At 43.4% G+C, this 21759-nt stretch carries 23 protein-coding genes; 11 read left to right on the top strand and 12 right to left on the bottom strand.

All coding sequences use genetic code 11. The features are described 5' to 3' along the window. The first annotated feature begins 77 nt into the window (after nt 1-77). Nucleotides 78-1256 (top strand): 3-phosphoglycerate dehydrogenase family protein, encoded by a 1179-nt coding sequence (locus tag M0C34_RS15330; protein ID WP_248712553.1) that lies wholly within the window; start codon nt 78-80, stop codon nt 1254-1256. Here M0C34_RS15330 and M0C34_RS15325 read toward each other — a convergent pair. Together M0C34_RS15325 and M0C34_RS15320 are read right to left on the bottom strand one after the other, a co-directional pair. Next, the gene (locus tag M0C34_RS15325; RefSeq protein WP_248712552.1) at nt 1253-1924 is read right to left on the bottom strand and encodes a trimeric intracellular cation channel family protein; all 672 of its coding nucleotides are present in this window, start codon (nt 1922-1924) and stop codon (nt 1253-1255) included. The two genes, M0C34_RS15330 and M0C34_RS15325, sit on opposite strands and share 4 nt — an antisense overlap. Before the next feature lie 97 nt (nt 1925-2021). Beyond that, nucleotides 2022-2726 carry an autoinducer binding domain-containing protein gene (locus M0C34_RS15320; protein WP_248712551.1) on the bottom strand — a complete coding sequence of 235 codons (705 nt, stop codon included), beginning with the start codon at nt 2724-2726 and terminating at the stop codon, nt 2022-2024. 154 nt (nt 2727-2880) lie between these two features. On the opposite strand from M0C34_RS15320, the gene M0C34_RS15315 reads away from it, so the two are divergent. Beyond that, on the top strand, nt 2881-3327 hold the full coding sequence (locus tag M0C34_RS15315) for a DUF4902 domain-containing protein (RefSeq protein ID WP_248712550.1): 447 nt from the start codon (nt 2881-2883) through the stop codon (nt 3325-3327). Here the strand turns inward: M0C34_RS15315 and M0C34_RS15310 are convergent. Next, nucleotides 3324-3875: an acyl-homoserine-lactone synthase gene (locus M0C34_RS15310; protein ID WP_248712549.1), complete on the bottom strand. Its 552-nt coding sequence runs from the start codon at nt 3873-3875 to the stop codon at nt 3324-3326. The two genes, M0C34_RS15315 and M0C34_RS15310, sit on opposite strands and share 4 nt — an antisense overlap. A 208-nt stretch (nt 3876-4083) precedes the next feature. Continuing rightward, nucleotides 4084-4530 carry a DUF6942 family protein gene (locus tag M0C34_RS15305; RefSeq protein WP_248712548.1) on the bottom strand — a complete coding sequence of 149 codons (447 nt, stop codon included), beginning with the start codon at nt 4528-4530 and terminating at the stop codon, nt 4084-4086. Nucleotides 4531-4671: 141 nt separating this feature from the next. Here M0C34_RS15305 and olsF point away from each other — a divergent pair, with 141 nt between their 5' ends. After that, nucleotides 4672-6405 carry a bifunctional ornithine lipid synthase OlsF gene (gene olsF / locus M0C34_RS15300; protein WP_248712547.1) on the top strand — a complete coding sequence of 578 codons (1734 nt, stop codon included), beginning with the start codon at nt 4672-4674 and terminating at the stop codon, nt 6403-6405. A 221-nt stretch (nt 6406-6626) separates the two neighbouring features. On the opposite strand, the gene M0C34_RS15295 is transcribed toward olsF, so the two are convergent. After that, nucleotides 6627-7781, bottom strand: a complete 1155-nt coding sequence (locus M0C34_RS15295; RefSeq protein ID WP_248712546.1) for an aminotransferase-like domain-containing protein — start codon at nt 7779-7781, stop codon at nt 6627-6629. 149 nt (nt 7782-7930) lie between these two features. Between M0C34_RS15295 and M0C34_RS15290 the strand changes: the two genes are divergently transcribed. The 3 genes from M0C34_RS15290 to M0C34_RS15280 all read left to right on the top strand — a co-directional run bounded on the left by M0C34_RS15290 (nt 7931) and on the right by M0C34_RS15280 (nt 11952). Then, nucleotides 7931-8824, top strand: coding sequence for an AraC family transcriptional regulator (locus tag M0C34_RS15290; protein ID WP_248712545.1), 894 nt, complete (start codon nt 7931-7933; stop codon nt 8822-8824). Nucleotides 8825-9110: 286 nt separating this feature from the next. Continuing rightward, on the top strand, nt 9111-11027 hold the full coding sequence (locus M0C34_RS15285; protein WP_248712544.1) for a methyl-accepting chemotaxis protein: 1917 nt from the start codon (nt 9111-9113) through the stop codon (nt 11025-11027). Nucleotides 11028-11115: 88 nt separating this feature from the next. Beyond that, nucleotides 11116-11952 carry a CvfB family protein gene (locus M0C34_RS15280; RefSeq protein ID WP_248712543.1) on the top strand — a complete coding sequence of 279 codons (837 nt, stop codon included), beginning with the start codon at nt 11116-11118 and terminating at the stop codon, nt 11950-11952. A 63-nt stretch (nt 11953-12015) separates the two neighbouring features. Here the strand turns inward: M0C34_RS15280 and M0C34_RS15275 are convergent, their stop codons facing one another. Then, complete coding sequence (locus M0C34_RS15275) at nt 12016-12996, bottom strand: DUF4382 domain-containing protein (RefSeq protein WP_248712542.1); 981 nt, start codon at nt 12994-12996, stop codon at nt 12016-12018. A gap of 334 nt (nt 12997-13330) precedes the next feature. Here M0C34_RS15275 and M0C34_RS15270 point away from each other — a divergent pair, with 334 nt between their 5' ends. Next, nucleotides 13331-14239 (top strand): carbohydrate kinase family protein, encoded by a 909-nt coding sequence (locus M0C34_RS15270; protein ID WP_248712541.1) that lies wholly within the window; start codon nt 13331-13333, stop codon nt 14237-14239. A 60-nt stretch (nt 14240-14299) separates the two neighbouring features. Here the strand turns inward: M0C34_RS15270 and M0C34_RS15265 are convergent, their stop codons facing one another. From M0C34_RS15265 to lhgO, 6 genes are all read right to left on the bottom strand, one after another. Further along, nucleotides 14300-15256: a YbgA family protein gene (locus M0C34_RS15265; RefSeq protein ID WP_248712540.1), complete on the bottom strand. Its 957-nt coding sequence runs from the start codon at nt 15254-15256 to the stop codon at nt 14300-14302. A gap of 69 nt (nt 15257-15325) precedes the next feature. Next, nucleotides 15326-16093 carry a S1/P1 nuclease gene (locus M0C34_RS15260; protein WP_248712539.1) on the bottom strand — a complete coding sequence of 256 codons (768 nt, stop codon included), beginning with the start codon at nt 16091-16093 and terminating at the stop codon, nt 15326-15328. A 57-nt stretch (nt 16094-16150) separates the two neighbouring features. Next, nucleotides 16151-16624 (bottom strand): peroxiredoxin, encoded by a 474-nt coding sequence (locus M0C34_RS15255; protein WP_248712538.1) that lies wholly within the window; start codon nt 16622-16624, stop codon nt 16151-16153. Nucleotides 16625-16812: 188 nt separating this feature from the next. Continuing rightward, on the bottom strand, nt 16813-17001 hold the full coding sequence (locus M0C34_RS15250; protein ID WP_248712537.1) for a hypothetical protein: 189 nt from the start codon (nt 16999-17001) through the stop codon (nt 16813-16815). 36 nt (nt 17002-17037) lie between these two features. After that, complete coding sequence (locus M0C34_RS15245; protein ID WP_248712536.1) at nt 17038-17301, bottom strand: GTP-binding protein; 264 nt, start codon at nt 17299-17301, stop codon at nt 17038-17040. Further along, nucleotides 17271-18467: an L-2-hydroxyglutarate oxidase gene (gene lhgO / locus M0C34_RS15240; protein ID WP_248712535.1), complete on the bottom strand. Its 1197-nt coding sequence runs from the start codon at nt 18465-18467 to the stop codon at nt 17271-17273. Before lhgO ends, M0C34_RS15245 begins: the two co-directional genes overlap by 31 nt. A 151-nt stretch (nt 18468-18618) precedes the next feature. Between lhgO and M0C34_RS15235 the strand changes: the two genes are divergently transcribed. The 4 genes from M0C34_RS15235 to xdp1 all read left to right on the top strand — a co-directional run bounded on the left by M0C34_RS15235 (nt 18619) and on the right by xdp1 (nt 21705). Then, on the top strand, nt 18619-19377 hold the full coding sequence (locus M0C34_RS15235; protein WP_248712534.1) for a sulfite exporter TauE/SafE family protein: 759 nt from the start codon (nt 18619-18621) through the stop codon (nt 19375-19377). A 17-nt stretch (nt 19378-19394) separates the two neighbouring features. Beyond that, on the top strand, nt 19395-19937 hold the full coding sequence (locus tag M0C34_RS15230) for a lipocalin family protein (protein ID WP_248712533.1): 543 nt from the start codon (nt 19395-19397) through the stop codon (nt 19935-19937). A 28-nt stretch (nt 19938-19965) separates the two neighbouring features. After that, nucleotides 19966-20703, top strand: a complete 738-nt coding sequence (locus M0C34_RS15225) for a ferredoxin--NADP reductase (RefSeq protein WP_248712532.1) — start codon at nt 19966-19968, stop codon at nt 20701-20703. A gap of 243 nt (nt 20704-20946) precedes the next feature. Next, complete coding sequence (xdp1, locus tag M0C34_RS15220) at nt 20947-21705, top strand: exosortase-dependent surface protein XDP1 (protein ID WP_248712531.1); 759 nt, start codon at nt 20947-20949, stop codon at nt 21703-21705. The last annotated feature ends 54 nt before the right edge of the window (nt 21706-21759 follow it).

Genomic DNA, 21759 nt, shown 5'->3' with positions numbered 1-21759 from the left:
TTGAATTAATGAGTGAATCATTTTCGTGCTGCAGTTTGTCACGAAAACATCGAGTTTGTTGTTTAGGGAGAAACTGTATGCCGAATATTCGGACCATTAACAATATTCACCAACAAGGTTTAGCGTGTTTTGCTGAACACTATAAAGTTGCCGAAGGGCAAACTGCGCCTGATGCGATTATGTTGCGCAGTGCCAACTTACATGATTATGACTTCCCCACTGAAGTAAAAGCCTTAGCACGTTGTGGTGCTGGGGTTAACAATATTCCAATTCAACGCTGCACCGAGCAGGGTATCGTTGTGTTTAATACACCTGGCGCAAATGCCAATGCAGTAAAAGAGCTAGTATTAGGTGGAATGCTACTCAGCGCTAGAAATATCGCCTCAGGGCTTAGCTTTATTGGTGAGTTATCGCCAGAGCTTGATGCCAAAGCGTTGCAATTGATGGTTGAAGGTGAAAAGAAACGCTTTGTTGGCTCTGAGCTAACAGGCAAAACTTTAGGGGTAATAGGGCTAGGGGCGATTGGTGCCGAAGTGGCTCATGCCGCGTTAGCTTTGGGTATGAAAGTGGTGGGATTTGACCCCGCCCTCAGTGTCCAAGCTGCTTGGCGTTTATCTTCTGAGGTTGAATGTGCTGATGAGTTAAAAGACTTATTAGCGCTTAGCGACTACGTGACCTTGCATGTACCTGCTAATAAGCATACCCAAGGTTTGATCAATAGTGAGAATTTAACTGCCATTAAGCAAGGTGCGGTATTACTGAACTTTGCTCGCGGAACGATTGTAGATGAAGACGCCATACTGACCGCTTTATCGCAACAACAGCTGGCGCAATACGTGACTGACTTCCCTAGTTTAGCGCTACTCAATCATCCAAAGGTGTTGATGTTGCCGCATTTAGGTGCCAGTACTAATGAGGCTGAACAAAACTGTGCCGTGATGGCCGCAAGGCAGCTGATAGATTTTCTTGAAAACGGCAATATTCACAATTCAGTGAACTTCCCTAATATCAAGCTGAGTCGAACAGAGGGCTTTAGGCTCGCATTCGCCAATGAGAATGTACCTAAAGTTTTAAGCAATGTACTTGCCTTGCTTTCAGACATGGATATTAATGTTATCGACATGCTTAACAAAAGCCGTAACGATGTTGCTTATACCCTTATGGATATAGCAACGCCGGCCACTCAGAGTTTGCTAGATGCCATCGCTGGGGTTGAGCACGTATTTCATGTAAATGCGATTGGTGAGCATATTTAAGGCTTGTTGTTTTGTTTACGAATTTCCCGGTTTTGCAGTTTAGTTAGGGTGAAGCCGGGGAATCTAAGATCTAATTCTATCGCCAATATTCTCAGCAAGAAAGCGGCCCCGCTAGACAGTAGAATATTATGTATTTCACTAAGCCCCAGATAAGCGAGTGTCACATAACTTACGCTACCCAGTAGGCAAGCGGTGACATATATTTCAGGTTCAAAAATGACCAGCTTGGTTTGTAACATTTGGTCGCGGATCGCCGAACCTAAAGTAGAACTAATCACCCCCATTAAAATTGCCACTAAAGGCGCCACCTCATAGCTTAAGGCTTTACTGGTGCCCAATACTGCAAATAAAGCGATACCGGCGGCATCCATCCATAATAATATCCGGTCAATTTTAATCACCCAATGGGCAAAGAAATAGGTCATGACGGAGGCCACAATACAGACGCTAAGATAGCTAGGGTCGGCGATCCAAAAAATTTGCTCAGTGCGTAACAACAAATCTCGAATGGTTCCGCCACCAATACCGGTTACGATGCCGACAAATACAAAAGCCAGTATATCTAGTTCGCGTTTAGCGGCGGCGAGGGCTCCGGTTAACGCAAACACAAAAACGGCGATTAAACCAAACTGGTAAAGGGTGGCGTGAAAATCCAGATCTAGAGTCATTTTTGTGCATTAAAAAACAATGGTAATTGCGGCATAGTATAGTGCTAGTGACGCAGGGAGGTGTTGATATTTAGCAGATTTAATTCGCTATGTTGGGCTAAATTAGACCCATTAACGCAGCCTTAACTGTAGCTGCTGTTTTGTTGACTACGTCTAACTTGCGCATGGCTTGACTAATATGAAAGTTCACCGTGCGGGCGGCAATGCCCAATATTGTTGCAATTTCTTCGGCTGTTTTACCGTCGGCGGTCCATTTCAGCATCTCTAATTCACGAACACTTAATTCAGGTATCTCTAGTTTTTCAGCGGTAATTCTCGAGGCTAGTCCATGATGAGCCACTTGAGTTAACCACAATAATTGATATCGATAGCGGACTAGTTCCGCGGGCGTGAGCATTTCAGAGGAACGCGCCAGTGTCAGCATACCTACGGTCCCGTTAGCTTGCCTAGAAGATTGAGCCCAACCGTATTCTAAACCAAACGCACGAGCATCTTCCATCAATTCAGGAGTATGAGCGAACACTTGGTCGCTCCAAACTATCGGCAGCTGTGACGTCATACCATGATGTACAGTGGGGTCGACCTCTAAATAGTTTTTTTCTTGATAGGTATGTTGCCAAATAGTGGGGTAATTATTAAGCATCTCCGTTCGTGGGGCAGATAAGGGGTAGGGAACGCGTAAGCCATAAGCACAGAAATCGAAACCTAATGCATTAGTTATTTTGGATAGTTCGAGAAAAAAGGCGTCGCTAGAACCTTTAGTATCAAGTAAGCAGAACTGTTCTTCCAACCAAGCTTCCATCAGCGAGTTATCTTTTCCTAAATATGCAAAAATTGCGCATAATCATGTTTGTAGTTGTTATCTAGTATAGCGCAACTGTTAATGTTGACAATTGAAGCTTAAACACCAAAATGATTTGATGAGGGAGAGTTCAAATAAATAAAACAAAAAGACTATGAAAACACAGGCAAGTGTACAGAATACAATCAAATCATCGCGCTATCAGGTTGTGCCTAGTAGTGATGGTTTGGTTAGATTATCGATTGAGCAGCTCAATGTGCTCGCGTTTAGCCATATTATTTCTGGCTTAGATAACATCAGTGCGGAAGAATTTAATAGTGAACAGGCTATTTTTAGTGGCTATACCGAATGGCTATATGAAAATGTGTGTGCTATCACTCTTGGTTGGGATTGGCACTGGCAATGGAAGAATGGCCAGATGCAATGCCAAGTAAAAGGTTTTCCACGTAGTAACATCCAGCTGCAAGAAGATGGTTTTGATGTTAGCCCGCGCTGTAACGATGAGTTATTGCTTCAAGCCATTGGTGATATGGTTTGGCAGGCAACTACAGCGGAAGCGATAAAGAGTCGCTACCGCAAGTCGCCAATGAGCATGGATTAAGTTATATCAATGTAACAGGCAAATAAGGCATAACCGTTTACTACTTTAGGCGGGCCTGCACGATGGTAACGAAAGCCAGCATTACGCAGCATTCGTTCTATCCCCAATGGCGATACCGAAATTAAGCGTTTGGCACCGTGTCGTTTGGCGCATTCTATCGAGGCCGTTAACAATGCCAGCGCTTCACTTGACATCATTTGAGTAGGTGCTTGATTGGGGTTGTCGAAATCGACGGCGGCAAATCGCGACAATTCCCAAATGTCTGTTCGTTTTGGGCATGCTAAGCCATTTAATAACTCCGGAAATACTTCTTCGAGTAAATAGGGTTGGGTAGTGGGGAGTAATCGTGCGCAACCACTAATGTTGTTTTGGGTATTTTTACCTATCACGTAAACTGTGTCGTCGCGGTCAAATTGATCTTGCTCGATACCGTTAGGGGTGTCTAATTCCCAGCCTAGCATCTCCACAAACACTTTATGACGGTAGTGATTTAGGTGCTGAAATGTTGAGCTGGTAAGTTGGTCTGCAACGCCGTTAATAAAGTCCATGAGCATCTATCCCTTAAAGTGATGATGCTATGAGTACAATCCAGCTTGCTTATTATTTAAACTGTCAAACCTAACAGCTAGCTAATAGACGCAATTTCGGCTATGGTTTTGTTTTTGTTGGATTTATCAATTAGCGGCAAGCTTAATTTGGTCTTTTAAATGCGGGCTAATTAAGTTTATATATTTCAGTTGGCTAGGCTTTATTGGTTCAGTGTGGGTACAGTAACTGCCGGCAATCAGCGACTAAATTATTTGGAAATTGTCGGTAATCTAGGTAAGGCGTAAAAAGTCGGTTATTTGAAAAATAAATCCTTTTTCTTTGATGTATTGCACTGTCTTCTTGGAAGTATGCGCCAAATCGTTGCCAATTACTCTTTCCTGCGATGATGTGTTTACTGGCTGTCGCTAGTAATTCTTGGTTAAAACTAATCTGTTGTTCCGCTAATAAGTGCCTATGCAGGTAGCTTCTCCAGTCATCATCTGGGGCTGTTAATTTAGCGAATAGAGTGAGGATTTTTCGCCAATTATTATTATTGCTAAGTAATATTGCTTGGCTTAATTCAGCCCCTCTTAAATGCTGATAGTCATTCGGTAGCGTCGGCTTGTCACCGTTTAAATACAATACTACCTGAGGTTTTTTACTGCCTATTTTCATTAATAGTCCCTATCATTTTTCTTTGTGGGTCTAGCGCGTAGCTGCACTCTTTAATGAAGCATTGTCATGCTTTTGCCATAAAACTGTTGCCACTTTGTCATGTTCTACTTCTAGCCTAACGGCGAATATAGGGAGAGCACAATGATTTCAGCGCAGCAGGTACTTAATCAACATTACCCCAGTTTATCTCAGCATCCGCGACGTTATTCAATAGTTAAATGGTTTTTCAGCAAAGTTTTATTTGAAGACGAATTTCAGGCGTTTGGGGAGCAACATCCGCATTTGAAAGGCGTGGCATTTATTGACCAAGTATTTGCTGAATTGAACATTAGTTATCGGGTCAGTCAAAATGAACGAGAGCGGATCCCTAGTGAAGGGCGGGTAGTGATTATTGCTAATCATCCTATTGGATCTGTTGACGGTTTAGCGTTGCTGCACTTGGTTAGTCAGGTTCGCAAAGACGTTAAAATTGTCGCCAATGAAGTGCTCTCTGCCATTAAGCCTTTAGAGGATTTGCTATTGCCCGTTGATAACATGCGCGGCAATAGTCAGCGCAAACAGCTGATGGCAATTAAAGATCAGCTAGATAATGAAGGGGCGGTGATTATATTTCCGGCTGGTGAAGTATCGCGCTTGAAAGGCCATAAAATTCAAGACGGCAAGTGGTCTAAAGGTTTTGTGAGTATTGCAATTAAAGCGAATACACCTTTGTTACCTATTTGTGTAAAAGCCAAAAACAGCAAGTTGTTTTATTTCTGTTCCTTTGTTTATCGGCCCTTGTCTACCTTATTGTTAGTTAAGGAGCTATTTTTTCATCGGGATAAGGTATTTTCTATGGTGGTTGGCGAGCAAATACCCGTGAAAAGCTTTGGCCTAAGTGGTTTAGAACGCTCAACTCAAGCTCAGTTGTTAAAAAAGCACCTCTATAGAATTGGCAATAACAAGAAGGGACTATTTCAAACAGAAGCCGCTATCGCACATCCTGAACAACGCCTAGCGCTTAAAAAAGCCATAAAGCAATTAGAACATATTGGTGAAACACCTGACGGTAAACAGATTTGCCTGTGCTATGGTAACTCTCAACCAGTGCTCCTATCGGAATTAGGCCGGTTACGAGAGTTGTCTTTTCGAGCGGTAGGAGAAGGTACCGGTAGACGCACTGATACCGACAAATTTGATGCTAATTATATCCACTTGATCTTGTGGGACACCGAACACTTAGAAATTGCCGGTGCCTATCGATTTACTGATACAAAACGTTTAATCGAAGAGCATGGTATTGATGCGCTTTATAGCCAGTCATTATTTGAATACGATATTGATAGCTGTGATTTTTTACAATCGGGCATTGAGTTAGGTCGTAGCTTTGTTCAGCCTAAATACTGGGGTAAACGAAGCCTCGATTACTTGTGGTTAGGTATCGGCGCTTTTTTAGCGCGTAACCCACAATATCGTTATTTGTTTGGTCCGGTGAGCATCAGTGCTGCTATGCCTGAAGCGGGACGAGACTTACTGATTCATTTCTATCAAACTTACTTTCCCGCCACCAAGCGTTTTGCCTGCTCTCGTCAGCCTTATCAATTGGCTAAACAGAATACATGCAGTATCAATATGAGGTTTACCGGTGAGGACTATAAAACGGATTTTGCCCAACTGAAAAGCGCCTTGGCTACCATGGGAACAGCGGTCCCTACTTTGTATAAGCAATACACCGAGTTGTGCCTTGTAGGTGGTGTGCAGTTTATCGACTTCAATGTCGACCCCGAGTTTAATCAATGTATTGATGGTTTGGTATTAGTCGATCTACAGCAACTTAAAGAGAAGAAAAAGGCGCGTTATATTGATGTTCACCTTGATGATCAAGATTCGCCATAACATGAGTAGGCGGCTGTTTGGCCGCGTTGTTTTGCGAGGTGTCGCTTTGCAAAGCGTCCAAAATAGAGTGTTTGGTGCGTTCGCAAATAAGCTGGCTAGGTACATGGCATCGCAACGCTGAGCCCATCAGCTGAACTGACTATTTTAGGTGCTGAGATAATGCTCATCCCAGCAAACAATTATAAATCTTCAGCGACAGACCAAAAATATTGCGCTTGATGTTAGGTGTTTATTTGTTGCATCACCTTAGCCAAACCAATCACTGCTTGCTCTAATTGCTTGGGCTCTAGCGAGGTAAAATTTAACCGAATAGCTTGGTAATCTACTTTTAGCTTGGCGGGCCAAAACTCATCACCGGGCACTACTGCTACCTTTTGTTCGAGTGCGGCGGCTGCAATTTGATAAGCTTGGTGGTGTTTTAAGCGACACCAAATAAACATGCCTCCTTGCGGTATTTCGAAGTCTAGGTAGTGGGCTAAATGTTTGTCTAAAGCGGCTACTAAGGCATCGCGTCGTAAACAATAGTGAGCGGTTAGTTGTTCAAGGTGCCGCGTAAAGTCTGGGTGGCTAACGGTCGACAGCAACATTTTTTGCATGGGTAAAGCCGAGTGTAAATCGCTGGCTTGTTTTACTTTTTTCAAGGGGCCTAATAAGTCTTTTGACGCCATCACATAACCCACTCGCAGGCTAGGAGTCGCAATTTTTGAGAATGAACCAAGGAAGAAGGCTTCGCCTGCGCACAGCTCAGTAACGGTAGGTAGGGATTCTCCTTCAAAGCGTAACTCGCGATAAGGAGCATCTTCGACAAAAGCCACTTTATATTTGGCTAACAGCTCTGCCACCGCTTTGCGTTTGCTTAAACTCCAGCTGCGGCCGCTGGGGTTTTGAAAATCAGGTACTGCGTAAAATAGCTTAATGGGTGTCGATGCCAATACTTTTTCTAAATCGTCTACATCTGGACCATCTTGCTCACTGCGCACCGCCAGTGTTTGCGCTTCAGCCAAGTCGAAAATTTGTAACGCGCCTAAATAGCTGGGCGTTTCACATAGCACTCGGTCCCCAGGGTTTAAATAGCAACGAGCGATTAAATCTAAGGCTTGTTGTGAACCACTGGTGACAATGACGTCTTCAGCGAGTGCTTGGTGGTTAAGCAGCCACTCGCGTAGTTCTGTTAATCCCTCTGTCGCACCGTATTGGTAGATACTCGGTTGCTTAGCAAGCTCAATGGCTGCTTGTTCTAACATTGCTAGCGGGAAGCGACTCGCATCTGGTAGACCGCCTGCTAACGACAGCATACCCGGTTGTTGAATCACTTTTAGTATATTGCGAATGTAAGACTCTTTGGTCTGTTGTACCCGTTTACTTGGCTGTAGCATATATTGCTCTTTGTTGTTGGTATCAGGTGTCGGTAAGGCCTTATGATTACAGAACTGAGGGGCATTAAGCGTTAGTATTAATGTGCAAATACTTGTCCATTTGTGCTATTTTTTGTGAGTTGCGAGGCTAATAGCTTGGAGAGATCGTTATGTCATTGAATACCGATGTAAATCGACAAAGTCGTATCAATGATGTGCTGTATCATATTCATCAATCCATTGCCGAGCCGATGAATGCCAAACAGCTTGCTCATATTGCCGCTTATTCTCCGTTTCATTTCCATCGCTGCTTTAAGTGGGTAACCGGTGAAAATGTTAATGATTATATTAAGCGAACCCGTCTGGAGCGTTGCGCTAACCTATTAATTTTTTCGCCTCAGCTGACAGTGCAAGATGCTGCCCTTAAATGCGGTTTTCAATCGCCTTCGTCTTTTTCTCAAGCATTTAAAAAACTCTTCGGTCGCTCTCCAAAACAATGGCGTGCTGGTGGCTATGATGATTATAGTCGGGCGAACTATCAGCAGAGTTGGACTGAAGAGCTTAGGCTGCGGATGCGCCAAGCCGAACAACTCAGCTTGCCTGAGATATCTATACAGCGCTTAGAGGCGCAAACGGTTGCCTATGTCAGGCATCAGGGGTATGACCGCAGCATTCGTCAAGCTTATGAAAAACTGCAAGTATGGGCCGATGGTCAAGGTGTGGAATGGCGCCAAGATAAGTTGTTAGGTTTATACCACTCTAACCCTGATATTGTGCCAGCACCGCTTTGTCATTATGTTGCTTGCCTTGCGCTTGAACAGACTATTTTACGAAGAGGGCCGGTGAGTTGCTTAACCATTCCAGGGGGAATGCATGCAACGCTTCAGTTATCGGGTCAGTATGGCGATTTACTGCCTATTTTGCATAAATTTTATGTTGAATGGTTGCCCAAAAGTGGTTACCGCTTGGGGGATACGCCTGCTTTTGCACATTATCAACGGTGCCAATTTCTCGATCAAAATGAGTTATTCGACTTACAACTATGTGTGCCGATAATACTGTGATTTAGGGCTGTTGAGTGTTCTAAAGCAGTTGGTAGTTTATCTGTTCTCCCATAGTCTGCGCATTGTAGTCGCTTTATTTAAGACCTTGACAGAAGCTAAAGTAAGAAATAAGTATAAATATTTGTTTTGTATATATTTTATTCCTGTTTATCGTCTTGGTGTAACTGTCATTGTCATGTTCTTGTCATGTTTCGCTAATAAAATCTTCGCCCAATTTAGAGCCTAATAAGGCTCTCGTTAGGGATAACAGCAGATGCCTATTTAATGATCTGCTATTGGAGTTTTTATGCGAGTATCACGATTCTCGAGGTTATCAGCATTTTCATTGCTGGCAATAAGTGCTGTGCTCATTGTGGCTTTGTATTTTTCTTTAGTTAAAATATCTGCGTCTAATCAGCAATTACAAAACTACCAATCCCTTAATTCCCAGTTCAATAGCCAACTGGTGGGCAAAGTAAATAACTACCTCAATACGGGAAACACTTTACAGTTAAGTGAAGCCGAGACCTTATTACTAGAGTTGATTCAACGCGCTGAGCAGCAACAGCTTAGCGAGCTTTCTATGTTACTTAATGCGTTACTTACTGCGCTGCAAGAACGTTATTTAGCATTAGGTAAACTTAGTGGCAACGAACAAGGCTTATTGATAAATGCAGAGCGAGAAATGTTGGGGTGGGCCGATAGCACCGTAGATTACGGACTTAACGCCAACGGCAGTGATGCGGTCGCGTACATTCGACATGGCAGCGAGTTAATGAATGCCTTAGTCAGTTTGTCGATGCAACGCAGCCGTTATTTTTCTAGCCCTAGTGAGGTGAGTCAGTCAGCTTACAACGATGCGTTTAGTCAAGTACGTCAATACGTAGAAGCGATTAACGGTTTGCCGCTGCTGGGAATAATGCGTCGTGTTGAAGTTGATGAGTTTGCCCTTGGAGAGCAAGAAGCTGCCAGCGATTTAGCGGAAGAGCTAAAAAGTGAGTTGCTGAGCTTAAGCTTGCGTTATCCTCGAGAGCTGCAATCAACCAATGTGCTTATCGAAAAACGAATGAAGCTACGCAGTGCACTGACTGCCGATATAGAGCAGCTTACTCAACAAATATTATTCGCAGAACAAGGCGTTATTCGCTTACGTGACAGAGTAATGGATGGTGTGGAGTTTACTTTGTATAGCGTAGCGGGTTTAATTTTGTTGATTGCGCTAGTGATGCAGTTGGTCATGCAAAGTACCGTACTTAAACCGCTACGCGAGCTGCGCAATGGTTTTGCCTTGTTAGTTGAAAACGGCAGTATCGAGCGTTTAAATGTTCGTAGAAAAAACACTGAAATTGGCGAAATAGCCACTTTCTTTAATCAATTGTTAAGTAAACAAGAAAGCTTGGAAGAACTAAAAAACCAACAGCTTTCAGTCGTGTCTCGTTCGCTTGATTCGGTTTCCGAGCAAGTTAGGCAAGTTTATCGAAATTCAGAACAAACCGATTTACAGGTCTCTGAGTCGCAATTGCTAATGGAGCAATTACGCGATCTTACCGAGCAATTAAACCAAGTGTCTAGCGATGTTGAACACAACGCCAACGCCACTAAAAATGCGATGAATGAATCACAGCAAGATGTAGAGCAAGTGATAAGTGCCAGCATACGCACTCGCACCGCGGTGGTTGAAGGGCGCCAATCTTTAGCTACACTAGTGACCGCCGTGACCGATGTTAGTGCTATTTTGAACGTGATTCGCGGCATTGCCGAGCAAACTAATTTATTGGCCTTGAACGCTGCTATCGAATCGGCGCGAGCAGGGGAGCATGGTCGTGGCTTCGCTGTAGTGGCTGATGAAGTAAGAACCTTATCGATGCGCACCCAAACGTCACTTGAAGAAATCACCGGTATCCTTAACCAACTCAAACAATCGTCGGATAGTTTAGAGTCAAACATTGGCGGTATCCAAGAAGCCAGTGAGCACCAGCAGTTAATTTCCTCAAAGTTAATGGAAACCACTAGCCAAGTAAGAGAGCAGGCGAAAACTTCTGCGCAAGTTGCTCATCAGGCTAGCAAGTATATTCGCGAGCAAACTGAGCACGTAGGCAGCTTTACTTCTAAAATGAATACGGTGAAAACGCAGGTGGAGTCGGCCTATAAATTAGCCACTAAAATTGAGTCAGACGTGAGCCTACAGGTATCTACTATTGTGAATACACTGAAACCGGCTTAGCTAATAAAGCTAAGTGTTTATGGCTCTTTGCATGTTATACTTGCACATTGGCTCGCTGAGAGTCTGTTGAATCAGAAAGAGAATGAAAATGCTAGAAATTGGACGCCTTAATCAATTGGCTGTTATCGAAATAGCTGACATAGGTGCCTACCTCGATGGTGGCGAATTTGGCGATGTGCTGTTGCCGTCTAGAGAAATTGAAGCGGCCTTGTCCCTCGGTGATGAGCTGCAAGTTTTTGTCTATCGAGATAATGAGCGCAACTTAATTGCCACCCTCAAAAAGCCCTTAGTTCAAGTTGGCGAGTGCGCTAACTTGCAAGTTAAAGATATTAACGATGTGGGTATCTTCCTAGATTGGGGGCTAGATAAAGATCTGTTTTTGCCTTTTGCTGAGCAACAACAGCCTATGGAAGTCGATCGCCATTATGTGGTGTATGTTTATCTTGATAACGAACAACGGATTGCAGCCAGCAATAAATTGGATCGTTATATTGATAAATCTGATCATAACTACCAGCGTGGCGAAAAAGTTGATTTGTTGGTGGCAGGGCGCACCGAGCTAGGTTACAAAGTGGTGGTGAATAACCAACACTGGGGCGTGTTGTATTATGATCAAGTATTTAAACGGGTTCGTGCTGGATATGCATGTACTGGATATATTCAAAAAGTACGTGAAGACCAAAAGCTGGATTTAAGCCTTGAGCCGATCGGCGTGCAAAAATCTATTGATATTGGTGATGCTATTTTAGCTAAGCTAAAAGACGAGCAAGGTTATTTAGCCTTAAGTGATAAAAGTTCTCCTCAGGCTATTTCTGCAATTTTTGGCGTGAGTAAAGGAAGCTTTAAAAAGGCTATTGGTCGTCTTTACAAAGAAGGCCTAATTACCATCAGCAAAACCGGAATCGTGCTAAGCGAAAAAGACTAAATTTTTTTACTGCTGTGTTTAAAAAGCCTGCTTTGAAGCAGGCTTTTTTGTTACCAAGGGCTGCTAAATCGCTTCTACAAAATGGTATTCTGTATCTAGACCTTCAGTTACGGTTATTGTTTCCGCTTGCCCTATTGGGTCAGCGATGATGATCTCGTCATATAGCTCAGGGTCATCGTTCTGCGCACTACAACTGAATGCCACGACATACTCTCCTGCGGGTAAATGTGCAAAGCTATAGAGATAGTCATTTGAATCGTCATCTAAGCTCACCATTTTTGACGCATAGGGGGCACGCACCAATTCTGAAACATCAGTATCTATCTCAGGATCAAATTCATCACCGAGTATTTCTAACTCACCTATTGGCGCGGTATATAAATAAACAACATTGCCTTGATCTGCTAAACACTCGCCAGCAGAAAACAAGTTAGGGTCTACAGTGCCGCTAATTGAGCCAATGGTTGTATTATCAATAATGGTGACGCCATGTGGTTTTAAATTATAACTCTGTCCATTGGCGGTACTCACCAATGATTTACGCAGGTTAAAGTCGATGGTGTAGGCTTGAGTGCCTTCAGTAGTAACGGTAAAGCTTCCTAAGCGTAGCTTATTACTGGGTGTTTTAAGTGGAATGACGGCATTTGAATCTTCAAGCACATTACAAAATTCGCTGCTACCATTTTGGTTTTGTGGGCATTCATAAGTGTTTAGGATTAACTCGTTGTATTCTCCCACTGGCAGTTCAGCCTCACTGAGTACCAATAAGCTATCGCCGTTTTGGTAGTCTAATAAGTTAATGCTTAGTGGGTCGCCATTTTCATCTTCGAGCGGCAATTCTATATCATCTTGTCCGGTGCGCAGTAAGGTCATGGAGGCGTAGCTAACATTCACTTCTTGTGCGCTATCAACCGGGGCGTCGGCAATTGAAAATGAAACCTTGGCCGTGCTTGGAGGGGTAATATCAGAGCCTCCATCTCCGCCACAAGCGAGTAATCCAGTAATGGTTGACGCAACTAGTGACACTCTAAAAAAATTATTCATTGTTGATGCTCTACCTAAAATTTAAAAATTGAGAGGTCTAGATTTTTTATTTATTTTGCTTCGCCTGTAAGTATAGTTTTTTTGCGAGCAAGTGCATTTTAACACAGTAAACACTGGAATTATTGAGTGTGGATGAGGAAATAGAGTATAGAGCAGGGCATGAACAAGACGACAAAAGATAAACCTAATCATAGGTTTGGGCGAGCAGGTACGGTTAAGTATTTATCATGGGTAAGGCAGCTGCATATCTCCTGCGGCTGGCGCCAAATAAGCTTGTTCCACCATTGAGTTATGATAGTTTACTCAAACCTTATTCGTTTAGCTGATTATTGTTATGTCTAATATTCTTGTGGCTGGTTTGGTAAATATTGAAACCACCCTGAAAATAGAGGGATTTCCACAGCATTATTATCCCGTTACTTATCCATTTGATGGTATTCAAAGCAGTGTTTCTGGGGTTGGTTTTAATGTGGCCAAAGCCTTGGCCACATTAGGTAATCAAGTGGATCTTCTATCTCTAATTGGCGCTGATATGGCCGGTGACCAAATTCGGCACGCGGTTGCCCAGCTAAAGGGAGTTGATGCCCATTTTGATGTGTCTATGCAACAAAGCCCTCAGTCTGTCATTTTGTATGACGAGCAAGGGCGTCGGCAAATTCATGTTGACTTAAAAGATATTCAGCAGCGTGTTTATTCTGCATTGGCGTTTGATAAGGCGCTAGCCTTAAGTAAGGCGGTCGTGCTGTGTAATATTAACTTCTCTCGCCCTATGTTAAGCAAAGCTAAAAAGGCAGGTAAGTTAATCGCTACAGATGTGCATACTTTGGCTGATATCAATGATGACTATAATCAGCAATTTTTGTCGTCAGCCGACATCGTGTTTCTCAGTGATGAGCAGGTAAAAGGCGACTACCATAGCGTTATTTGGCAGATAGCAGAGCGTTATCAAAACCAAGTGATTGTAATGGGCTTAGGCAGTCAAGGTGCGCTGTTATATACCAAACAATCTGCAGAGGTTTGTCATTTTCCGGCGATGAATACGCGTAGTATCGTAAATACCATTGGCGCGGGAGATGCGTTGTTTTCTTGTTTTCTTCATTATTATTTAAAAGATAACAATGCTCATTCAGCCTTACAGCGCGCCATGTTGTTTGCTTCTTATAAAATAGGAGAGGCCGGAGCAGCTCAGGGCTTTTTGAATCAAACTGAGCTGGATAAACTCGCAGTACAATATTTGCAGTAATAATCACGAGATTAAAAAGGCAGTGCTAGCTTTAAGGCTAAGCCAGCACTGCCATGTTAGTTACAAGCTATAGCGTAATCTTAGTTTCTCAGGGTGAGGTGCTAAGTAGGCTTGCATCGCGATATATTTTTTTGGATGCTCGCGTTGGTAATGCTGGATTAAGCTAATAGGTACCAAAAGCGGGAGCAAACCTTGGCGGTATTGATCAATTCGGTCACTAAGCTCTTCTCGCTGTTGGGCGCTGAGGTCGCGTTTAAAGTAACCTTGTAAATGTTGCAGTACGTTACAGTGGTTTTTACGGCTGCAGTTGTGTTTCAAAATAGTCATAAAACCTTCAATGTATTCTGCAAAGCCATGTTGATTATTGTTACGTAAACCCGCCACAACAGGGCCTAGTTCACGGTACTTTTCAGGGTTGTGAGCCATCAATAAGTACTTGAATTTTGCATGGAAAGCTTGCACTTTTGCTACCGAAAAACCTTCATGTTCTAGGGTTTTCCACTCATGGTAAGCAAACACGCGGTTAACAAAGTTCTCGCGCAGCACTGGGTCGTTAAGTCGGCCGTCTTCTTCAATGGGTAACAAAGGGTAGGCTTGCATTAATTTTGCGGTAAACACGCCAACGCCAGATTTTTCAGCGTTGTTCTTGGCTGGAGAGTAAACACTGACACGTTCCATGCCACAGCTAGGTGATTTTGCGCATACAACATATCCGCTCAAGTGACCCAGTTGCGGTAAGCGTCGATCTGCGTAGTTGTTCATTTTTTCAGTGACATCAAAGCTACCGTCACTCGCTTGAATGCTTATGATATCTTCATTCTGTACTAAACGAATGGTTTTGCGCGGCGTACCCATCCCTATCGCCATTTCCGGACAAGTGGGTTCGAAATCAAAATATTCGGCCAATTCTATGCGGCAGAAACGTGATTGTTTGTGGCCGCCATCGTAACGAACTTCTTCACCTAATAAGCAGCTGCTAATACCGACTGATATATTGTCACTTGAAAATTTGTTCATAATGGCATCTCTTAATCATAATATTGAGTATAACGTTGCTCTGGCTAAAGCGATCATCCGGGATTAAAATTATTGCTTAAATGAGGGATCAAACAGTTGGTTTAGCTTGTTAGCCAAACGATAACCGGCTTTAACTATTTGTTCTTCTACCACAGGGCGATTTTTGTTGGCGTAACTATCAGCCAAGTTTTTAGTCGTATATTGATAGCTTAAGGGCACCAGCTGACGGGTTTGGTTTAGCCATTGCGGGTAACTTTCTTCAACCTTTGCTTGCGGGTAATCCCGGATCAATTGCTTGGCATATTGGGCAACTGACATTGCGTTTCTGTCGAGTAACTGTGAGTCCCATACCCGATGCAAATTAGAGGTCTTGCCGTACCATTTCACTCGGACTGTATTGCCGCCGCGATCTTTGGCGTAAGCCACATGTAAAGGTTGGTGAAGGTCTGCGACAAAATGAATATAAAACTTCAGGGCTTGTTGGCGCTTTTGGGGTGGCAGTGTAGTTTGGCTTAGTTGTTGTTCAAATAGTTGTAGTTGGCTCAGAATATCGCCTTTGCTGCTACGCTGGGCTTGTTGTAAGCTTTTGCCTTTTGGAATATTGATGTAATGCCAAGGGCCGGTGTGTTTCCAAGCATCGTTTTTCCTGACTTGGTCAGCCCACGTGGAGGCGTTTATCATTGATTTGCCGTTTAAAAGCATTGCGACCTGTTTGTTTGTTTCAGGGCTAAGTTGTTGCTGAGCAATATAAGCAACCAATTGATGCCCTAATACACCAAAAGCCCAGCTCTCAAAGCTCAGTGAAAATAAACTTAAGGCGATAACTAAATGGCGCAATCAGAACTCCTTTCTAACGAAGAAAGCGACGCTGTCGCCTGCTACTGATCCTTGTGTTTATAACAAATCTAAAACTGTCTCAGCCTTACTGACTTCAAAGCTTTTTGGCGGTTCAACATTGACCGAGGTAACGGTTAGATCATCAATTATCATCGCGTAACGCTGAGAGCGTAACCCGCCAAAGCTAGCGGTGTCCATGGCTAAGCCTAAGGCTTTGGTTAAGCTGCCATCTCCATCGCCTAACATCATAATGTTTTTAGCATTTTGAGCTTTACCCCAGGCATTCATTACAAAGGCATCATTGACTGAGACGCAGGCAATGATGTCGACGCCCTTGTCTTTAATTTGCTCGGCTAAACGAATAAAGCCCGGTAAATGGGCTTCTGAGCAAGTTGGGGTAAATGCGCCAGGTACCGCAAACAACACGACTTTTTTACCTGCAAATAGCTCATGAGTGGAATGATTTTGCATGCCGTCTTTATTTAGCTCTGCTAAGTCTGCTTCCGGTATGGTTTGTCCTACTTCTATCATGTGGTACTCCATTAATCGTTGATGCTTCGCAATGGTTAGCTAAGCACTAAACAGTCGCGTGAGCGAGTGGTTAAAGTGAATGATAGCCGCAACAGCCCAGTAGTTGAGAACTTAAGGGTTGCTCGCGTACAGCCAGTGTAGAGATCAGCTTAATACGATTGTCTGCTCCGCGAGTGATGCTAATTAAGCTAACAAGGCGGCTTGGTTAACGCGATAAGCTGACAGGAACTGCCAAGCCAGCCAGTCATAATCCCATCTTGGGTATGTTGTTTACTAAAAACGGCTTCAAGCCCACCGCTTGATTTAATTGTAGATTGTTCAGCAGGGATTAGCTGGGGAGTATTCAGGTAATCTGAACAGAGAGAGGTGTTTTTCATAGAGCTTAATCATCGCTTAGGGTCTAGAACACCGCGCTAGCTGCTAACCTGCGGCTTGTTTTGCTCGCCATGCACGAGCAAGCAATCATTTAAGGCATGTAGGTCTGTATCTTGATGCAGGCCTGTTTTAGTTGCCACAATCATATCTGCCATCGCTAATTGAGCCTGAAGGTTTTGATGTTCTTTATAACCTGAGTCAACAAGCTCTTGGGCGCTAACCAATGTGGCGCTAGCGCCTAGCTGAATGGCTCCTTGGCTGGCGAATTGCTCTAGTGGTTTTTTGTGTCTATCTTGTCGCAAATGTAAGCGCCAATAGGAAATGCCGACGTGGCCGCTGGAGATGGCGCGTTACATACATGGAGGCTACGAGGGCTTTGTGCAAACAAAAAGTCATGCACTAAACTGCCGTCATTCAATACGGCTTGCGCTCTAATCCCCGCAGGATAGGGGCTTAGGTCATGAATGGTTAAGCTAGGGCAATATTTTCTTACCCGTTGTAAGTAACCCGATTTAAATAAAGAGTCTTTAGTTTCGGCTAGTCCACTACGAAAGTGCTGTTTGGCCACTTTCCAGAAACCCGAAAATGTTAACATTTCTTGGGTATCTGCAAGGTTAAATGAACCCTTGTTGTAGCCCTCTCTCGACCAACCTTGCACTGCGTTAGGCCCAACAGTGACTGAACCATCAATCATTTTAGTCAGGTGGACCCCGAGAAAAGGCAGTTCAGGGTCGGGGATGGGATAAATGAGATGTTTAATTATTTGGTTATGCCGGGCTGCAAGTTGGTAGTATTCGCCACGGTAAGGAATAATTTGAAAATCAATATCTAGCTGTAACATTCGGCATAAGCGGTCAGCCATTAAGCCACCACAAGCGATAAGGTATTGGCTTTCTATTGTTTTATGCTGGGTGCTGATCGTGATTTTTTGACTATCTTCTGCTAGATCTACCACTTGATGTGAGAGTAGGATTTCACCGCCTAGTTGGGTAAATAAATCAGCAATTTTAGTGCAAATTTGTTGGTAATTTACAATGCCCGTTTCTTCAACCTTTATCGCCCCTAAGCCTGTGATGTTTGGCTCTATGTCATTGAGCTGTTGCGCATTTAGTTGCTGAATTTTGATGCCGTTGTCAATGCAACGTTGACTTAAGGCGTCCATGCGTTGTAGCTCTTTGGTGTTGCTTGCTACTAATAGCTTTCCGCATTGTTGGTAGGCAATATCATACTGCTGGCAGAATGCAATGGTTTGCTTTAAGCCTTGCTTGCAAAATTGCGCTTTTAAGCTGCCGGGCTGGTAATAAACACCAGCATGAATCACGCCGCTATTATGGCCCGTTTGGTGAAACGCTAATTGCGCTTCTTTTTCAATCAGCAGTATTTTGGCCTTAGGGTGCCGTTGTTGAAGCTGCCAAGCCGTTGATAAACCGACAATACCACCGCCAATAATCGTATAGTCATAACTCAAATTTCTGCACCCTTGGTTTGTTTAATTTGCTTAATCTGAACCATTGTTGCACAAAAAGAACAGTTGTTAGACTAAAGATAACAAATGCCTACTGAATTAACGATGAGTCAATGCTAAGGTCTGTTTAATCAATGATTTCAATGAGTATCCTATGGATTTTAGTCTTTGGCATGGAGCCTTATTGCTGACGGTTGGTGTGCTTGCGGGGGGGATTAATACCTTAGCGGGGGGAGGCTCTAATTTGACCTTACCTGCGTTAATGGTCATGGGGATGCCCGCAGAGCTGGCTAATGCAACCAATCGTGTTGGTATCTTCTTACAGTGTTTAACCGGTGTAGTGGGGTTTAACAAGCACGGTAAATTAGATACCCAAGATGTCGCTCCCATTTTATGGCCAACTTTAGTAGGGGGCTTGCTGGGGGCTGTCGCGGCGTCGTATGCGCCGTCTTGGATAATTAAATATTTATTGTTAGGCGCTATGCTTGGAATGGCGGCCCTTATGTTAGTAAAACCTGGGGTGGTTGCACCTGAGGCCGGCACGGTTGCCAAAAAAGTGAAAGATACGCCGTCGGCTAAATGGAGCTTAGGCTTGGCCGGGTTTTATGGTGGTTTTGTTCAAGCTGGGGTTGGCTTTATTTTGGTTGCAGCACTCGCTGGCAGTTTACGCTACGATTTAGTTAGGGCAAATGCGCTAAAACTGGTGTGCACCTTAGCGTTTACGAGTATTGCTTTGGTGGTGTTTATAGCGAGGGGGCAAGTGCTATGGTTGCCAGGTCTTGTACTAGCGGTAGGTTATATTATTGGGGCTCACTATGCGGTAAAGTTTGCCATTAATGCAGCGGCTAGCACGCTAAAGTGGTTTCTATTTGTTATGACCCTAATTGGTTGTATCGCGGCCTTATGGCTTTGAGTTATGGGACAATATAAATGATTAAATCAATGTTCATCTCTAGCGTTATTTTGATTTTGTCGGCTTGTAGTGGTAAGCCCGAAGGTATCGAACCCGTCAGCAATTTTAATCTAGATCGTTATTTAGGGACGTGGTATGAAATTGCCCGTTTAGATCACTCTTTTGAACGTGGCTTAAGCCATGTATCTGCCAGTTATACGCTGCGGGGTGATAGCCAGGTTACGGTATTGAATAAGGGCTTTTCGGCCCAAGAAAATCAGTGGTTTGAAGCTGAAGGTATCGCCCACTTTGTTGAGACACCTGATATTGCACATCTTAAAGTTTCATTTTTTAGGCCTTTCTATGGTGCTTATGTGGTGTTCGTTTTAGATGAGCTTGACTATCAATATGCATTGGTAGCCGGCCCGAGTAGAGAGTATTTATGGTTGTTAGCTCGAACACCTGAAATAGAGCATCAAACGCTAAGTGATTTGCTTCAACAGGCTAAAGCGGCGGGATATGACACCAGTAAACTGATTTTTGTTGACCATCAAAGTGAAACCATCGCAGTACATGAATGATTTGACACCTTAGTGATTAGGAGCTTTTATGTGGACAGAGGGCAAGGTTATACAACGTATAGATTGGAACGAAGAGCTATTTAGCCTGCGTATCCAAGCTGATATTTCTCCATTTACCGCAGGCCAATTTATTAAGCTGTCTGAAATGCGCGACGGTAAGCGAGTTGCTCGAGCCTACTCTTTGGTAAATCCTCCCAATACTGACTACCTTGAAATACTGGCGATTAAAGTAGAGGAGGGGTTACTTTCACCTAATCTTCATTGTTTAGCTGTTGGCGACACGATTGAAGTATCCACGACTGCTGCTGGGTTTATGGTGTTAGATGAAGTGCCAGCAGGCAAACACTTATGGCTTATTGGTACTGGCACTGGCATTGGGCCTTATTTCTCTATGCTTGAAACCCCTCAGCCTTGGCAACGTTTTGACAAAATCATCTTGGTTTACGGTGTCAGACAGGCCAAAGATTTGGCTTACCAAACATTGGTGAATGATTACCTGCAGCGCTACTCGAAACAGTTTGTTTATCAGCCTATGGTCACGCGTGAAGATCATGCCGGTGGAATAAGAAGCCGAATCCCAGAGGCCATAGAAAATGGCCTATTAGAGCAGCAAGTTGGCCTAACATTAGATCCTACCACCTCGCAGGTGATCATGTGTGGCAACCCAGCAATGATCACCGATGCGCAAGCCATACTGGAGCAAAAGGGGCTAAGTAAAAACTTACGTCGTAAACCAGGCCAAATTACTGTTGAACGTTACTGGTAGTGTGATTATTGAACAGTAATGTTAGTATAAGCGAAACACTTTTAAGCGTATTTACGGGTTTTTAACAGCTAGGTGTTTTTAAAAGCTACGTTTTTTGTCAGTATTCTTTACAGTCAACGTTTTTTTTTGAATTGTTTGTTTTTAAGTTGTTGTATATAAAGGTTTATTTTTGTTGGCTTGATATTTGCTTTGTTAGCGGTAAGTTAATCTTTTTATCTACAGAATGCTAAATTTGGAGGCGTTGTGTTTAAACAAATTTTATTAGTAGCCAGCTGTGCCATATCTTTATCGGCTTTTTCAGCAGAGCAAGTCTGGGACTTTGATGATGGTGTATTGAGCGGTGGCAATTCAAACGGTTACGGTAACACGATGACCCTTGATGGCTTGAGCATTAAAGGTTGGTCTGATACACGTCGACCTAACGACTCGCAGATTCTTTCTACTAAGCTTACCTACGATGATCGTTGGGGTTTGATGTCTCAAAATAGAGATGAGGGCAACAGCACTCCTGGTCATTCAATTGACAGCTATGGCAACGATTTTGACATGGTATTGTTAACTTTTGACGAAGCGGTCAATTTAGCTGGGTTTACTCTGGGGTGGGCTCAAGAGGATTACGTAGATCGTAACAATCAAGGTTCAAGCCATGCTGATGTTTCTGTTTTAGCTTATTCGGGTGACAACGCACCAGCACTTCATAGGAAGACTTGGGCAGATTTAGCCGGTTTAGGTTGGACTACTGAAGCTGAAGTCAGCAATGCTGATGCTTATGCTTACCAATCAATTACTACTAGTGCTTCATCTAAGTACTGGTTAATTGGCGCTTATAATCCAATATTTGGCGACTTAAATTGGTCTAGTAACAATGATGGCTTCAAGTTAGCTGGAGTAAGTGGAAACTCTGTACAGCCTGCTACCAGTGTGCCCGAACCAGGAACCGTGCTGCTGTTTGCTGCAGGCCTGTTTGGCTTAGCCTTACGCAGTAAGAAGCGCCAAGCTTAAAATTAAACTTCCCTGTTTAAACAAAAATACGAAATACTCTGTGTTTCGTATTTT

It is taken from the genome of Agarivorans sp. TSD2052, from assembly GCF_023238625.1.
GTDB lineage: Bacteria > Pseudomonadota > Gammaproteobacteria > Enterobacterales > Celerinatantimonadaceae > Agarivorans.
The sequence above is the reverse complement of the archived record's forward strand: the minus strand, read 5'-3'. Positions and strand labels throughout refer to the sequence as shown.